The organism is Phreatobacter sp. (genome assembly GCF_016793595.1).
Lineage (GTDB): Bacteria > Pseudomonadota > Alphaproteobacteria > Rhizobiales > Phreatobacteraceae > Phreatobacter.
Genome location: NZ_JAEULY010000004.1, coordinates 847,319 through 861,923, shown reverse-complemented (window position 1 = coordinate 861,923; position 14,605 = coordinate 847,319). Strand labels below are relative to the sequence as shown.

Here is a 14,605-nt window from a genome sequence, read left to right as displayed (position 1 = left end):
GTCTCCCGTCAGCCCTTGGTCGCGCCGGCGGTCAGGCCTGCGATGTAATAGTCCATGAGGAAGGCGTAGATGATCAGGGGGGGAAGGGCGCCGAGCAGCGCCCCGGTCATGATCTGGCCCCAGGCGAAGACGTCGCCGCGGATCAGCGTCGTGATGATACCCACAGGCAGCACCAGCTGGTCGACCGATGTGGTAAAGGCCAGCGGATAGAGGAACTGCGCCCAGCTCACCGTGAAGGCGAAGATGGTGGCGGCGATGATGCCCGGCAGCGCCACGGGGATGAAGATGCGGGTCAGCGTCTGGAACCAGCTGGCGCCGTCGATGATCGCCGCCTCGTCCAGCTCCTTCGGGATCGAGGCGAAATAGCCGATCATGATCCAGGTGCAGAACGGCACGGTCAGCGTCGGATAGACCACCAGCAGGATCCACCAGCGATTGAGCATCTGGATGCCGGTGAGTTCGTGGAAGGCCGCGAACATCTTGAACATCGGGATGAACAGCAGCGTGTCGGGCACGAGATAGGTCAGGAACACGCCGGTCGCGAGCGTCGCCGAGCCCCAGAACCGCATGCGCGACAGCGCGAAGGCGGCGGGAATCGAGATCAGCATGGTGATGGTGACGACCGAGGCCGAGACGATGACCGAGTTCTTGAAGAAGACCAGATACTCGCGCTTGGTCAGAAGTTCCACGTAGTTGGACAGGGTCGGGTTGAAGACCCACCAAGGATTGGTCGCCGCCGAGATTTCCGCGCTGGTCTTCAGCGAGGTGATGAACATGTAGATCGGCGGCAGCAGGAAGAACGCCGCGAAGATGACGAGGAAGAAATAGGACCAGCGCAGCGCCCAGGCCCGGTCACGGCTCATCGAGCCGTACTGCACCTTGCGGGTCGGAGCGCTCTTGTCGGGTGCCATGGCGGCGGCGGTCATGCCTCGTTACCCCGCTGGTTGATGTCGCGCAGGATGAAGACGGCGGCGACCGCCAGGATCGGCACCATGAACAGCGAGATGGATGCGCCCAGCGGGATGTCGCTGCCCTCGATGCCGATCCGGAACGCCCAGGTGGCGAACAGATGGGTCTGGTCGAGCGGCCCGCCGGCGGTCAGCACGCGCACGATGTCGAAATTGGCGAAGGTGACGATGGTCGAGAACAGCGCGGTGATGGCGATGATGTTGCGCATCATCGGCAGCGTCACGTACCAGATGCGCTGCCACCAGTTGGCGCCGTCGATCTCGGCCGCTTCATAGAGCTGATCGGGCACCGACTTCAGCGCCGCCAGATACATGATCATGAAGAACGGCGCGCCGACCCAGATATTGACGAGGATCACGGAGAACCGCGCCCAGTTGGCGTCGCCGGTCCAGGGGATGCGGCCGAAACCCATGCCGCTCAGCACGTAGTTGAAGGCGCTGTAGGAGGGGTCGAACAGCCAGAGCCAGGCGAGCGTCGACATGGCCGGTGGGATGACCCACGGGATCAGCAGCATGCCGCGCCACTTGCGCTGGCCCTTGGCCGGGATGTTGTGGACGAAATGGGCGATGATGAAACCGAACAGCGCCTTGAAGATCACCGCGGTGATGGCGAACAGGCACGACTGGTAGACGACCATCCAGAAGGTTTCGCGCGTGAACAGGAACTGCATGTTGCCGAACGGCATGCGCGTGCAGATCGCGTCCGGCAGCCAGGAGCAGTTGCGCATCCAGGCCACGCTCGCCATCGATTTCCTGAGCGTCGACAGATAGATGGCGTAGAAGGCCGGGTAGATGACCAGCCCGAAGATCACGATGATTAGCGGCAGCGCCATCAGGAAGGCGATGGTCGACTTGCGCTGGAAGAAGCGCCTGACCGCGCCCGGCCTGGCTAAGGTCCGGCTGGTCTGGGTGCTGGACGTCAGGACTGCATCTGCCATCGGATGTCGCCGCCTCGCATGCGTGTCGTTCGGGTGGACAGGCAGGTGATTTGTCCCGGCGGCGGGTCGCCGACGCGCCACCGGGTCATGGCGGAGGACGCCGCCGGGCGCCCTCCGATCGGCCTCAGACTGGCGCGGATCAACCGCGCAGGAACCCTTCGACCTCGCTCTCCGCCCATGACAGCGTCCGCTCCATGGGTTCGCCACGCAGGTGACGGACGATCATCTTCGTGAGCGTCGCCTGGGTGTAGATCTGCTGGGCGATCTTCGGCGGCGCCGGGGCGGCCGCGATCGACAGCGTCTGGTGGTTGTGCGGGTTCGGGTAGTGGTAGAGCGTGCCCTTGGGCGGCCCTTCCTCGGCCCAGGTCGGCAGCGTCGTGAGCTTCTCGAACGAGGGAATGTCGTAGCCGGCCGAGGCCGCCACGAAACTCGCCACGGCCGCCGGCTGCGACAGGGCGACCAGCAGGCTCTTGGCGGCCGGCTTGTTCTGCGAGAAGCTCCAGATGTTCCAGAAATAGGGCAGGAACGGCGCGTAGCGCCCGCGCGGGCCGACCGGCATGCCGTGCGTCCAGCACTGCGCGGCGATCTGCGGCGCGTCGCGCTTGGCAACGGCCCAGGCGCTCGGCGGGTTCATGATCAGCGCGCCGCGGCCGGAGACCAGCCAGCGGTTGTTCGACCCGTCGTCCCAGGCCGGCGCATCGGCCGGATAGAACCGGGCCACCTTGACGCAGTAGTCGAGCGCCTGCCGGACCGCATCCGACTTCACCGTCAGCTCGCCCTTGGCATCGACCAGGGCCGCGCCAAAGGACTGGAAGAAGGCGCCGGCCGTGTCGACCGAGTCCGTGGTCTCGCCGAGCCCGACGCCGAAGGCGAGGTTGGCCTTGTGGCAGGCCTCCGCGGCCTTCAGGTAGGCGTCCATGTTCCAGGCGTCGGCGTTCGGCGGGCCGCCGGCCGGATAGAGCGCCTGCACGTCGATGCCGGCATGCTGCTTCATCAGGTCGATGCGCGAGCAGGGCCCCTTGATCTGCGAGCCGATGGTCGCCGGGACGCCGAGCCACTTGTCGCCGACGCGGCCAAGATACTGCACCGTACCGTTCACCGCGCCGTTCTGCGCGATCAGCTGGGTCATGATGTCGTTGCAGGGCTCGAGCAGGTCGGCCTGGGCATGCGGCCACCAGGTCGGCATGGCGAGGATGTCGTGGCCCGACTTGGCCTGCGCCTCGGCGGCGATGGTCAGGAGGTTCTTGTTCCCCTGCGAGGGGATGTAGTCGATCGTCAGCTCGACGCGCTCCTTGGCCGCCCAGGCCTGGGCCACGTCGGTCGATGCCTTGTTCGCGCCGGGAACCCAATGGTCCCACAAGCCGATCGACAGTTTGCCGGCGGCGTGGGCGCCGCGGACGAAGGGGGCAGACAAGGCCGTCGACGCCAGGGCCGAGGCCGCGATGAAGCGCCGACGAGTCAGATGATGCTTAGGCATTCCCAAATCCTCCCGCGTGGCATGAGCGGCCGTTCTGCCGCGCACGATGACGCCGTGCCGCTTCTTCTGCGAAATTCGCAAACCTCGTCCGCGCTGGCGTCGGAGGCGGGTGCCGGCTGGGCGCTCGGGTCAGTAAACGACAAAAATCGATTTAGTCCTAGATGCGGATACTCACGAAGTCGGAGAAATCGTTGTGCTTCGCACAATGTCGGCGCTCCCGTCCGGCGCGAATATTATTGCAGTGCATTATTCGCGGCCGTTCCCTTTGGGAACGAAGACTGGCCGCTGTTTGACGGAAAAGGGCCCGGGCCCAGGTTCCGACCCGCGCGCCATGGTGCGGAGCAATGAAAATCGCACCATGTCGACCCGCGCTCCGGTTCCCGCCCACCGGCTTGCGCGGTCTGTTCGCCATCACGGAAATATTCCAGTCGGGTCATCGACATGATGCCCATTTTCTGTTCAGACTTATTCAAGGGTTGAGGACCGGCGCGAGCCGGTTTGCCCTGTCGACTGGCAATTGCAGCGCATGCGCGCAACAGGTCCTTGTCGCGCATGTACGACCGTGACGCCGGCCGGCGGGTTGTTCGGCGCGGGAGGACGTGAGTGCAGATTACAGACATTTCCGACCCGAATTACTTCCACAAGGTCGTCGATTGCCAGTGGGCCTGCCCGGCCCACACTCCGGTCCCCGAATATATTCGCAGGATCGCCGCGGGCGACTATACCGGCGCCTACCTGATCAACTGGAAGTCGAATGTCTTTCCAGGCATCCTCGGGCGCACCTGCGACCGCCCCTGCGAGCCCGCCTGCCGGCGCGGCCGCGTGGAGGAGGAGCCGGTCGCCATCTGCCGCCTGAAGCGCGTCGCGGCCGACTACAAGAACGGCGTCGCCGCCTACATGCCGAAGCCGCCGGAGACGAAGAACGGCAAGCGCATCGCCTGCATCGGCGCGGGGCCGGCCTCCCTCACCGTCGCGCGCGATCTCTCGCCGCTCGGCTACGACGTCGTGGTCTTCGACGGCGAGGCCAAGGCGGGCGGCTTCATGCGCTCGCAGATCCCGAAATTCCGCCTGCCCGACAGCGTCATCGACGAGGAGGTCGGCTTCGCCCTCTCGGCCGGCGCGGTGTTCCACGCCAGCCGCCGCATCGACAGCATGAAGGCGCTTCTGGACGAGGGCTACGACGCCGTATTCGTCGGCACCGGCGCGCCGCGCGGCCGCGATCTGGACCTGCCCGGGCGCAGGCAAGCCGCGGCCAATATCCATATCGGCATCGACTGGCTGTCCTCCGTCGCCTTCGGCCACATCGAGGCCATCGGCCGGCGGGTCATCGTGCTCGGCGGCGGCAACACAGCCATGGACTGCTGCCGTTCCTCGCGCCGTCTCGGCGGCGAGGAGGTGAAGGTCATCGTCCGCTCCGGCTTCGACGAGATGAAGGCCTCGCCATGGGAGAAAGAGGACGCGATGCACGAGGGCATCCCGATCCTCAACTTCATGGTGCCGAAGACCTTCGAGCACGAGAACGGCCGCCTCACCGGCATGACCTTTGAGAAGGTCAGGGCGGACTATGACGACAAGGGCCGCCGCAGGCTGGTGCCGACCGGCGAGCCCGACGAATTCGTCGCCTGCGACGACGTGCTGGTGGCGGTCGGTCAGGAGAACGCCTTCCCCTGGATCGAGGCCGATGCCGGCATCGCCTTCGACAAGTGGGGCATGCCGGTGGTCGACGAGAAGACCTTCCAGTCCAGCCGCCCCAACGTCTTCTTCGGGGGCGACGCCGCCTTCGGACCGAAGAATATCATCTGGGCCGTCGCCCACGGCCACGAGGCGGCCGTCTCCATCGACGCCTTCTGCCGGGGCGCCGATGTCGCGGACCGCCCGCCGCCGCTGATGAACCTGATCAGCCAGAAGATGGGCATCCACGAATGGTCCTACGACAATGCCATCGCCGTGGACGAGCGCTTCAAGGTGCCGACGCTCGCCAACGACGTCGCGCTGAAGGACATCCGCAAGGAGGTCGAGCTCGGCTTCGATCCGAAGCTCGGCTATGCGGAGGCGCAGCGCTGCCTGAACTGCGACGCCCAGACCGTGTTCGAGGCCAAGCTCTGCATCGAATGCGATGCCTGCGTCGACATCTGCCCGATGGACTGCATCACCTTCACCGAGGACGGCGATGAAGAGGACCTCCGCCAGCGGCTGAGCGCGCCGGCGGAGAATCTCGACCAGGCCATCTATATCGCCGCCGGGCTCAAGACCGGCCGCATCATGGCCAAGGACGAGGATGTCTGCCTGCATTGCGGCCTGTGCGCCGAGCGCTGCCCGACCGGCGCCTGGGACATGCAGAAATCACTGATCGAAATGACACATGCGGGGCATGCATGCCGATCGAGAGCGTGAATGATTTCGTGATCCGCTTCGCCAATGTGAACGGATCGGGTTCCGCCAGCGCCAACCTCTTGTTCGCCCGCTCGGTGATGCGGATGGGCGTGCCGATCGCGCCGCGCAACATCTTCCCCTCGAACATTCAGGGGTTGCCGACCTGGTACGAGGTGCGCGTCACCGAGGCGGGCCATCTCGGCGCGCGCGGCGGCCTCGACATGATGGTCGCGATGAACCCCCAGACCTGGGACAAGGACATCGCCTCGATCGATCCCGGCGGCTACCTGTTCTACGATTCCTCCCGGCCGATCCCGCCGTCGAAGTTCCGGGACGACATCGTCGTCCTCGGCATGCCGCTGACCGACATCGTCAATCGCACCTACACCGACCCGCGCCAGCGGCAATTGTTCAAGAACATCATCTATGTGGGCGCGCTCGCGGCTCTGCTCGACATCGCCATCGAGGAGGTCGAGAAGCTCATCGGCGAGCAGTTCAAGGGCAAGGACAAGCTGATCGCGCCGAACCTCAAGGCGCTGCATATCGGCTACGACTATGCCCGCGACCATTTCGCCTGCCCGATCGGGCTGCGCGTCCGGCGCGCCGACAGGATCGGGGACCGCATCTTCGTCGAGGGCAATGCCGCGGCGGGGCTCGGTGCGGTCTATGGCGGCGCGACCGTCTGCGCCTGGTATCCGATCACGCCGTCGACCTCGCTGGCCGAGGCCTTCGAGACCTATTGCAAGCGCCTGCGCATCGATCCCGATACGGGCGAGAAGCGCTATGCCATCGTGCAGGCGGAGGACGAACTGGCCTCCATCGGCATGGTGGTGGGCGCCGCCTGGAACGGCGCGCGCGCCTTCACCGCGACGTCGGGCCCCGGCATCTCGCTGATGCAGGAATTTCTCGGCCTCGCCTATTTCGCGGAGATTCCCGCTGTCATCTTCGACGTTCAGCGCGGCGGTCCTTCCACGGGCATGCCGACGCGCACGCAGCAGTCGGACTTGCTGATCGCAGCCTATGCGGCCCATGGCGACACCAAGCACGTCCTCCTGTTCCCGCGCGATCCCGGCGAGGCCTTCGAGTTCGGCGCGCTGTCCTTCGACCTCGCCGACCGGCTGCAGACGCCGATCTTCGTCATGCTCGATCTCGATATCGGCATGAACCAGCACCTGTGCTCGCCCTTCGCCTGGGACGATGCCCGCGCGCTCGACCGTGGCAAGGTGATGACGGCGGAGGAGCTGGAGTCGGGGCGCGATTTCGGCCGCTATCTCGATGTCGATGGCGACGGCATCCCCTTCCGCACCTATCCCGGCACCCACCCGACGCGTGGCTCCTTCTTCACGCGCGGCTCCACCCGCGACCGCTACGCCCGCTACACCGAGGAGGGCGCGCCCTACGTCGACAACATGGAGCGCCTGCTGCGCAAGTTCGACACGGCGAAGACGCTGGTGCCGCCGGCGATCCTCGCCAGGGCCGCGAAACCGACGCGGCTCGGCGTCATCCACTACGGCTCGACCGGGCCGTCCATGGACGAGGCGCTGCAGATCCTCTCGGCGCGCGGCGTCCATGTCGATGCGCTGCGTGTCCGGGGCTTCCCCTTCGGTCCGGAGGTAACCGACTTCATCGCCGGCCACGACCTCGTCTTCGTCGTCGAGCAGAACCGCGACGCGCAGATGCGCACGCTGCTCATGGTCGAATGCGGCATCGACCCGGCCCAGCTGGTGCCGGTGCTGCATTTCGACGGCACGCCGATCACCGCCCGCTTCATCGCCAAGGCCATTGCCGAGAAGGCGACGAGCATTCGTCCGCCCCAGCAGCGCGAGGTTCTCTCGTGACCTATCTTGCCAAGCCGAAGTTCCGTCACCCCGATATCGAGCTCAACGAGCTCGGCTTCTCGCACCGCGACTACGAGGGCTCGATCTCGACCCTCTGTGCCGGCTGTGGTCACGATTCCATCTCGTCGGCGATCATGCGGGCCTGTTTCGAGCTGTCGCTGCCGCCGCACCGCATCGCCAAGCTGTCCGGCATCGGCTGTTCGTCCAAGACGCCGACCTATTTTCTCGGCCAGAGTCATGGCTTCAATTCGGTCCACGGCCGCATGCCCTCGGTGCTGACCGGCGCGAACCTTGCCAACCGCGAGCTGATCTATCTCGGCGTATCCGGCGACGGCGACAGCGCCTCCATCGGCTTCGGCCAGTTCGCGCACGCCATCCGTCGCGCGGTGAACATGCTCTACATCGTCGAGAACAATGGCGTTTACGGCCTCACCAAGGGCCAGTTCTCGGCGACCTCCGACAAGGGCTCGAAGAGCAAGAAGGGCATCGACAACCCGGATTCGCCCATCGACCTCGTCTCCATCGCGCTGCAACTCGGCGCGACCTTCGTCGCCCGCTCGTTCTCGGGCGACAAGGACCAGCTCGTGCCGCTGATCAAGGCCGGCCTCGAACATCAGGGCGCGGCCTTCATCGACGTCATCTCGCCCTGCATCGCCTTCAACAACCACCAGGGCTCGACCAAGAGCTTCGACTATGTGCGCGCGCACAATGCCGAGCTGAACACGCTCGACTTCATCACCTCGCAGGCGCCCATCGCCGTCGATTATCCGGAAGGGGAGGCGCAGGACGTGCGCCTCCACGACGGCTCCACCATCCGCCTGCGCAAGCTCTCGGCCGATTATGACATCCACGACCGCGGCGCGGCGATGAGCCATATCTACCGGCTCGGCCGCAGCGGCGAGATCGCGACCGGCCTCATCTTCATCGACGACGAGGCGAGCGACATGCATGCGCGGCTCGGCACGGCGAAGAAGCCGCTCAATGCGATGGCCGACCGGGACATCGTGCCGGGCGGCGCCGCGCTGGCGAAGATCAATGCGGGCCTGCGCTGAATGGACGTATCGGCGGTTCTCAAGATCTTCTGCGACGCGGTGGTGCGTCGCGACGGCAAGGCGCTGGCCGGCCTGTTCGCCGAAGACGGCGTTTATCACGACGTCTTCTACGGCGCTTTCGAGGGCCGCGCCCGGATCGCCGAGCTGATCGACGACTGGTTCTACCGGACCGCCGAGGATTTCCGCTGGGACATGCACGAGCCGGTGACGGACGGCCGCATCCTCTATGCCCGCTACACCTTCTCCTACCGGTCGAAGCTGCCGGAAGCGGAGGGGCGCCGCGCCATGTTCGAGGGCGTCGCGATCATGCGGCTCCAGGGCGGGCTGATCGCCGAGTACCACGAGGTCGCGAACACCGCGCCGGCCTTCGTCGATATCGGCTTCGCGCCCGAGCGCATCGCCAAGATCATCGGGCGGCAGGGCGCCGAGCTGAAGGCGCGGCCGGAGATGAAGCATCACCTCGCTTGAGGTCGTTTCAGGCGCAGCGGGTGGCCGGGCTGTCCGTGCTATCCATGGACCATGGCCGATGACCTCCCGTCCGACAATTACCTGCTCTACGACGGCGAGTGCCCCTTCTGCGCGCGCTATGTCGCCCATGCGCGCCTCATCGAGGCGGCGGGCCCGGTCGCGCTGATCGATGCGCGCATGCGCCCCGATCTGGCGCGCCTCCATGCCGCCGGGGGCATGGACATCAACGAAGGCATGATCCTGCGTCTCGATGGCAACACCTGGTTCGGCGGCGACGTGCTGAACCGCCTCGCCCTGCTGTCGACCCGCAGCGGTCTGTTCAACAGGGCCAATGCCGCCCTGTTTCGCCATCCGCGCCTGTCGCGCCTGCTCTATCCGCTGCTGCGCGGCGGGCGGAATGCGGCGCTGAGGCTCCTCGGGCGCGACAGGATCGCCCGCTGATCGCATCCGCAATCCAGCCATTCGCAAACCCCGCGCGTCTTTCCGCGGCCGATCCGATCGTCCAGACTGCCCTCGACAACGGCCTGCAACGAGCGGCCGGGGAGGGGCGCATGGGCGAATTTCTGTGGCGATCGGTGGTGCTGGGCGTTGCCGCGACCGCGCTCCTCGACATCTGGGCGCTGTTCCTCAGCAAAGCCTTCGGCATCGCACCACCCAACTGGGCGATGGTGGGCCGCTGGGTCGGCCATCTGCCGCAGGGCACCTTCGTCCATGCGGATATCGGCAAGGCCGCGCCGATCGCCAGCGAACTCGCCATCGGCTGGGTGTTCCACTATGCCGTCGGCATCGTCTTCGCGGCGGCCCTCCTCGCCATCTGGGGGCTCGGCTGGGCGCATGCGCCGACCTTCATTCCGGCGCTGGTCGTCGGCTATGTCACCATCGGCTGCGGCTGGTTCATCCTCCAACCCGGCATGGGGGCCGGCATCGCGGCGGTGAAGCGTCCGAACGCCATGCAGATCCGGGCGCTGAACATTCTCGGCCACACCGTCTTCGCGCTCGGCCTCTACGGCGCGGCGCTCATCGCGCGCCCCTGACGACACCGCCACGGGAATCCGGCGCCGCGCCTGATGCGCCGCGCGCCCGGGCAGGCTAAACAACCGCCGTCCAATCGCGCGGCGGGGGTCTTCATGAGCGGCAAAGTCGTCCTGGTGACGGGAGCCTCGTCCGGTATCGGAAGAGCCATCGCCGATCTCCTTCACGCGCGCGGGCACAGGGTCTACGGCACCAGCCGCCGGCCGGAGGCTCACGCCGCGCCATGGCGGCTCGTCGCCATGGACGTCATGGACGACGCCTCCGTCCTTGCCGCCGTCACCACGGTCCTCGCCGAGGCGGGCCGCATCGACGTGCTCGTCAACAATGCCGGCCTCGTCGTCTCCGGCGCGGTGGAGGACACCTCCATCGCAGAGGCGCGGCGGAGCTTCGAGACCAACGTCCTCGGCCCGGTGCGCGTCGCCAAGGCCGTGCTGCCGGGCATGCGCGAGCGCCGCGCCGGCCTCATCGTCAATGTCGGCTCGCTCGCCGGACGCATCGGCATGCCGTTCCAGGGCATCTATTCCGCGACGAAATTCGCCGTCGAGGGCCTGACCGAGGCCCTGCGGCAGGAGGTGGCAGGCTTCGGCATCGCCGTGACGCTGGTTGCGCCCGGCGACACCGCGACCCCGGTGGTCGAGAACCGGGTGCGCGCCACGGCGGCGACCGACCCCGCCTCACCCTATGCCGCCGACTTTGCCCGGGTCATCGCCATGTACGAGAAGGACGAGAAGGCAGGCGCGCCGCCCGCAGCCGTCGCCGGTCTCGTTGCCGGACTTGTCGAGGGAAACCGCTCCGGCGCGCGCCGGGTGGTCGGCCCGGCGCCGCAGCGCGTCCTCGTGGCCGCGCGCAACCTCGTTCCCGGCCCGATCTTCCGATGGGGCATGTCACTTTATTTCGGCCTTAAGAGATGATCTGTTAAGGAACGTGATGGGCAGGGCTGTCGCCGAAGGCGGGATTCGGCACACGTCGTTGACCTCGTTGAATATTTTGGCACCGCCCCGGTATTTTCGGGCGGCTCGTGTTGGTCGTGTGCGAATTGGCCCGAGGCTTGCTCGTTCCCGACAAGCAACTTATAGCGACTGAATCCGTCATTTGACGGTTCGGTGACGAACGAAGGCGAAGCTGTTTCATGTCCGATAGTAACGCGCATCCCGACAACGGAGCGCCCACCGTCGCCGCCACTGCCCAGCTTTCCGGAATCCTGCGCCGCGTGGCGACGCTGGGCGACATCATCAATCGCTCCGTCGGCGAGGGCAGCCACCCGCTGCGCGTCCAGGTCGACCAGTTCGACAGCCCCGTCAGCGCCGTGATCGAGGGCCGCCGGACCACGATGTTCGGCACCAACAGCTACCTCGGCCTCAATTTCGACCCGCGCTGCATCGCTTCCGCCGAAACGGCCCTGCGCCAGTGGGGCACCGGCTCGACCGCCTCGCGCGTCGCCAGCGGCAACCAGATCGGCCATGCGCTGCTGGAGCGCGAGATCGCCGACTTCTATGGCCGCCCGGACGCGGTGATCTTCTCCACCGGCTTCATGGCCAATATGGGCGCCATCTGCGGCCTGGCCGCCGAGGGCGACCTGATCCTCTACGATGCCTTCTGCCACGCCAGCATCATCGATGCCTGCCGTGCCAGCGGCGCGACCTTCAAGCCGTTCCGCCACAACGATCCGGAAGACCTCGGCCGCATGCTGGACGAGGCGACCGTTCCCGCCTCGCGCATCGTCGTGGTTCTGGAAGGCCTCTATTCGGTCTGGGGCGATCTCGGCGCGGTCAAGGATCTGGCCGAAGTCGCCAAGGCGCGCGGCGCGCTGGTCGTGGTCGACGAGGCGCACGGTCTCGGCCTCTACGGCAAGAACGGCCGTGGCGTCACCGAAGAGCAGGGCGCCGAGCATCTGGTCGATGCCGTCGTCGGCACCTTCTCCAAGGCCGTCGGCGTCATTGGCGGCTATTGCGTCACCTCGCACCCGGCGCTGAAGGCGCTGCGGTTCATGGCGCGCGCCTATCTCTATACCGCCTCCCTGCCGCCGGCCGTGGTCGCCTCGGCCCGCACCGCCATTGGCATTATCGGCGGCGAGCCGGAGCTGCGCGCCGACCTCTGGCGCAAGGCCGAGAAGTTCTGCTCGGGCGTGAAGGGTCTTGGCTACTCGCTCTGCGCCGAGCCCGGTCCGGTCGGCGCCATCAAGATGCGCGGTCTGGTGCAGGGCATCGGCTTCTGGCGCGGCCTCCTGGAGCGCGGCATCTACGTCAACCTGCTGGTGCCGCCGGCGACCCCGGGCGGCGAGGTGCTGCTGCGCTTCTCCGTGTCGGCCGCCCATACCGACGCGGATATCGAGCGCTTCCTCGGCATCCTCAGCGATCTGACGGTCGAGGCGCGCACCGCCTGATCCGCGATTGATCGGAATCAGTTCGCGATCACCGCTTCCGCCATGGCGAGGACGGCGCCTTTGCCGTCCTTGACCATGATCCTGAGCGTGGCGAGTTCCGCGCCGTCGACTGCCTCGGTCTTCACCACCCGGCCGCCGATCACGACCTCGCTGCCGGTCGGCGCGGGCCGCGCGAAGCGCGCCGTCAGGCGCTGGCAGGCGGAGTCCGGGCGCCACGCGGCCAGCGCCTCGTCGGCGAGCGCCATCAGCAGCATGCCCTGGATGATCGTGCCGCCGAGGCCGATGCTCCGTGCCGCTGCCTCGTCGGTATGGATCGGATTGTCGTCGCCGGAGGCGGTCGCATAGGTCGAAACGCGCGCCGCATCGATCACGCCACAGCGATGGTCGGGAAAGGTGTGGCCGATGGCGAGTGCTTCGCCGGTCGTCGGTTTTCCCGCTTCGCCGGTCGTTGCTTTTTCCGCTTCGCCGGTCGCCGGTTTTCCCGCTTCGCTCATGGCACCAGCCTGAGGATGGCGTGGAGACGCGTCAGCGACGCGCCGCCCGCATCGGCCAGAACCGCCTGAAGCGTGATCCGGTCGGCGTCCGTGCGGGTCGCGGTCGCTGTGAGCATCAGCGGCTGGCCGAGCGGCGCCTCCGCCAGTGTCTCGATGGTCTGCAATTCGTGGACCGGCAGCGAGGCCGGCCGGTCGGCCGCCATTTGCCGCACGGCATCGACCACGGCCGGCTGCGTCAGCCAGGAGATCGGAAATGTCGTCGGCCGGCGCTGGCCCGAACCCGATGCGCCGATGCCTCTGGCGAATCCGGCAAGTGCTTCGGCCGTGACGGTAACGGTCAGCGACGCAGAGGCCGATTGCCCGACGAGGCTCAAGCGGCGCGTCCGAACACCAGCGCGGCATTGATGCCGCCGAAGGCGAAGGAATTGCTCATCGCCAGCCCGATGGGCTGGGAGCGGCCCTCGTTCGGCACGCAGTCCACGGGGCAGTTCGGGTCCGGCGCAAGGAAATTGATGGTCGGCGGCACGCGGCCCTCCTCCATCGCGCGGATCGTGACGATCGCCTCGATCGCGCCGGCGGCGCCGAGCGTGTGGCCGTGGATCGGCTTGGTCGAGGTCACCGGGACGGAGCCGAGGCGGTTGCCGAAGATGCGGCCGAGCGCCTCGCTCTCGGTGGCGTCGTTGAGCAGCGTCGCCGTGCCGTGGGCGTTCACATAGTCGATGTCGCCGGCCGCGATGCCGGCATCCTCGAGCGCCAGCGCCATCGCCTCGGAGGCGCCATCCACGTCCGGGCGCAGCATGTCCTTGGCGTCGCTGGTGGTGCCGTAGCCGAGCAGCCTTGCCCGCACGCGCGCGCCGCGGGCGCGCGCCAGCTCCGCCGTCTCCAGCACCAGCACCGCGCTGCCCTCGCCGAGCAGCAGGCCGTTGCGCCCCTTCGAGAAAGGCCGGCACAGGTCCGGGCTGAGCACGCGCATCGCCTCCCAGCCCTTCATGCCGCCGGTGGTGATGATCGCCTCGGCGCCGGTGACGATGGCGCGGTCGCACATGCCGGCGCGCAGCATCTGGAAGGCGATGCCAAGCGCCTGGGCCGAGGAGGCGCAGGCGCTCGAAATGACGAAGCTCGGGCCGGTGCAGCCGTAGACCATGCCGATATGCGAGGCGGCGGCGCTGGTCATGGCGCGCGGCACGCTCAAGGGGTCGGGCCGGCGGCCCTGGATCAGGTTGTAGGCGGCCTCCTCGATGGTGCCGAGGCTGCCGATGCCGGTGCCGACCACGACGGCGGTGCGCTTGCCGAGCGGACCGGCATCGGCAAGGCCGGCATCCCTGACCGCTTCCATGGCCGCGACCAGCGCGAGCGCGGTGACACGGTCGAAATAGGCCGGCTTGGTGCCCGGCAGATAGTCGGCGATGTCGACGGCCGGCGCCTGCGCGGCGTTCTTGATCACGTGGCCGAAGTCGCGCGCCAGCGCCATCGGGTTGGCGCCGGAAACGCCGCCCGAGGCCGCCTTCCAGAGTGCGTCCACGCCCAAACCGGCGACCGTCACCGCGCCAATGCCGGTGACCACGACCTCACGCGACGACAC

The 14,605-nt window shown here is 67.2% G+C and carries 14 protein-coding genes; 8 read left to right on the top strand and 6 right to left on the bottom strand.

The window, feature by feature from the left end; all coding sequences use genetic code 11:
- Positions 1-8 precede the first annotated feature (8 nt).
- The 3 genes from JNK84_RS08275 to JNK84_RS08265 form a co-directional block, all read right to left on the bottom strand.
- On the bottom strand, positions 9-926 hold the full coding sequence (locus JNK84_RS08275; protein WP_293422714.1) for a carbohydrate ABC transporter permease: 918 nt from the start codon (positions 924-926) through the stop codon (positions 9-11).
- Positions 923-1,906 carry a carbohydrate ABC transporter permease gene (locus JNK84_RS08270; RefSeq protein WP_441343212.1) on the bottom strand — a complete coding sequence of 328 codons (984 nt, stop codon included), beginning with the start codon at positions 1,904-1,906 and terminating at the stop codon, positions 923-925. Before JNK84_RS08270 ends, JNK84_RS08275 begins: the two co-directional genes overlap by 4 nt.
- Positions 1,907-2,045: 139 nt before the next feature.
- The gene (locus JNK84_RS08265; RefSeq protein WP_293422712.1) at positions 2,046-3,383 is read right to left on the bottom strand and encodes an ABC transporter substrate-binding protein; all 1,338 of its coding nucleotides are present in this window, start codon (positions 3,381-3,383) and stop codon (positions 2,046-2,048) included.
- Positions 3,384-3,986: 603 nt separating this feature from the next.
- On the opposite strand from JNK84_RS08265, the gene JNK84_RS08260 reads away from it, so the two are divergent.
- The 8 genes from JNK84_RS08260 (at position 3,987) to JNK84_RS08225 (ending at position 12,529) form a co-directional block, all read left to right on the top strand.
- A complete protein-coding gene (locus JNK84_RS08260) occupies positions 3,987-5,777 on the top strand; it encodes an FAD-dependent oxidoreductase (RefSeq protein ID WP_293422710.1) in 1,791 nt (596 codons plus the stop codon).
- Positions 5,759-7,594: a 2-oxoacid:acceptor oxidoreductase subunit alpha gene (locus JNK84_RS08255; protein WP_293422708.1), complete on the top strand. Its 1,836-nt coding sequence runs from the start codon at positions 5,759-5,761 to the stop codon at positions 7,592-7,594. The genes JNK84_RS08260 and JNK84_RS08255 overlap by 19 nt, the downstream gene beginning before the upstream one ends.
- Positions 7,591-8,646: a 2-oxoacid:ferredoxin oxidoreductase subunit beta gene (locus JNK84_RS08250; RefSeq protein WP_293422706.1), complete on the top strand. Its 1,056-nt coding sequence runs from the start codon at positions 7,591-7,593 to the stop codon at positions 8,644-8,646. Before JNK84_RS08255 ends, JNK84_RS08250 begins: the two co-directional genes overlap by 4 nt.
- A complete protein-coding gene (locus JNK84_RS08245) occupies positions 8,647-9,114 on the top strand; it encodes a nuclear transport factor 2 family protein (RefSeq protein WP_293422704.1) in 468 nt (155 codons plus the stop codon). It begins immediately after the preceding gene.
- Positions 9,115-9,165: 51 nt separating this feature from the next.
- On the top strand, positions 9,166-9,555 hold the full coding sequence (locus tag JNK84_RS08240; protein WP_293422702.1) for a DCC1-like thiol-disulfide oxidoreductase family protein: 390 nt from the start codon (positions 9,166-9,168) through the stop codon (positions 9,553-9,555).
- Positions 9,556-9,665: 110 nt separating this feature from the next.
- Positions 9,666-10,148, top strand: a complete 483-nt coding sequence (locus tag JNK84_RS08235; RefSeq protein WP_293422700.1) for a DUF2938 domain-containing protein — start codon at positions 9,666-9,668, stop codon at positions 10,146-10,148.
- Between the two features lie 93 nt (positions 10,149-10,241).
- The gene (locus JNK84_RS08230; protein ID WP_293422697.1) at positions 10,242-11,057 is read left to right on the top strand and encodes an SDR family oxidoreductase; all 816 of its coding nucleotides are present in this window, start codon (positions 10,242-10,244) and stop codon (positions 11,055-11,057) included.
- A gap of 218 nt (positions 11,058-11,275) precedes the next feature.
- Entirely contained in the window at positions 11,276-12,529 is a 1,254-nt protein-coding gene (locus tag JNK84_RS08225) for an aminotransferase class I/II-fold pyridoxal phosphate-dependent enzyme (RefSeq protein ID WP_293422694.1), read from the top strand.
- Between the two features lie 17 nt (positions 12,530-12,546).
- On the opposite strand, the gene JNK84_RS08220 is transcribed toward JNK84_RS08225, so the two are convergent.
- The 3 genes from JNK84_RS08220 to JNK84_RS08210 are packed head-to-tail and all read right to left on the bottom strand — an operon-like array spanning position 12,547 to position 14,605.
- Positions 12,547-13,023, bottom strand: coding sequence for a MaoC family dehydratase (locus tag JNK84_RS08220; protein WP_293422691.1), 477 nt, complete (start codon positions 13,021-13,023; stop codon positions 12,547-12,549).
- Positions 13,020-13,397 carry a hypothetical protein gene (locus JNK84_RS08215; RefSeq protein WP_293422688.1) on the bottom strand — a complete coding sequence of 126 codons (378 nt, stop codon included), beginning with the start codon at positions 13,395-13,397 and terminating at the stop codon, positions 13,020-13,022. Before JNK84_RS08215 ends, JNK84_RS08220 begins: the two co-directional genes overlap by 4 nt.
- Positions 13,394-14,605: a beta-ketoacyl-[acyl-carrier-protein] synthase family protein gene (locus JNK84_RS08210; RefSeq protein WP_293422685.1), complete on the bottom strand. Its 1,212-nt coding sequence runs from the start codon at positions 14,603-14,605 to the stop codon at positions 13,394-13,396. The genes JNK84_RS08215 and JNK84_RS08210 overlap by 4 nt, the downstream gene beginning before the upstream one ends.

What these genes read in the sequence shown, in the direction of transcription:
- JNK84_RS08230 (WP_293422697.1), top strand. Translation starts at nt 10,242, where the DNA reads ATGAGCGGCAAAGTCGTCCTGGTGACGGGAGCCTCGTCCGGTATCGGA.
- JNK84_RS08220 (WP_293422691.1), bottom strand. Translation starts at nt 13,023, where the DNA reads ATGAGCGAAGCGGGAAAACCGGCGACCGGCGAAGCGGAAAAAGCAACG.
- JNK84_RS08235 (WP_293422700.1), top strand. Translation starts at nt 9,666, where the DNA reads ATGGGCGAATTTCTGTGGCGATCGGTGGTGCTGGGCGTTGCCGCGACC.
- JNK84_RS08225 (WP_293422694.1), top strand. Translation starts at nt 11,276, where the DNA reads ATGTCCGATAGTAACGCGCATCCCGACAACGGAGCGCCCACCGTCGCC.
- JNK84_RS08265 (WP_293422712.1), bottom strand. Translation starts at nt 3,383, where the DNA reads ATGCCTAAGCATCATCTGACTCGTCGGCGCTTCATCGCGGCCTCGGCC.
- JNK84_RS08255 (WP_293422708.1), top strand. Translation starts at nt 5,759, where the DNA reads ATGCCGATCGAGAGCGTGAATGATTTCGTGATCCGCTTCGCCAATGTG.
- JNK84_RS08275 (WP_293422714.1), bottom strand. Translation starts at nt 926, where the DNA reads ATGACCGCCGCCGCCATGGCACCCGACAAGAGCGCTCCGACCCGCAAG.
- JNK84_RS08245 (WP_293422704.1), top strand. Translation starts at nt 8,647, where the DNA reads ATGGACGTATCGGCGGTTCTCAAGATCTTCTGCGACGCGGTGGTGCGT.
- JNK84_RS08240 (WP_293422702.1), top strand. Translation starts at nt 9,166, where the DNA reads ATGGCCGATGACCTCCCGTCCGACAATTACCTGCTCTACGACGGCGAG.
- JNK84_RS08270 (WP_441343212.1), bottom strand. Translation starts at nt 1,906, where the DNA reads ATGGCAGATGCAGTCCTGACGTCCAGCACCCAGACCAGCCGGACCTTA.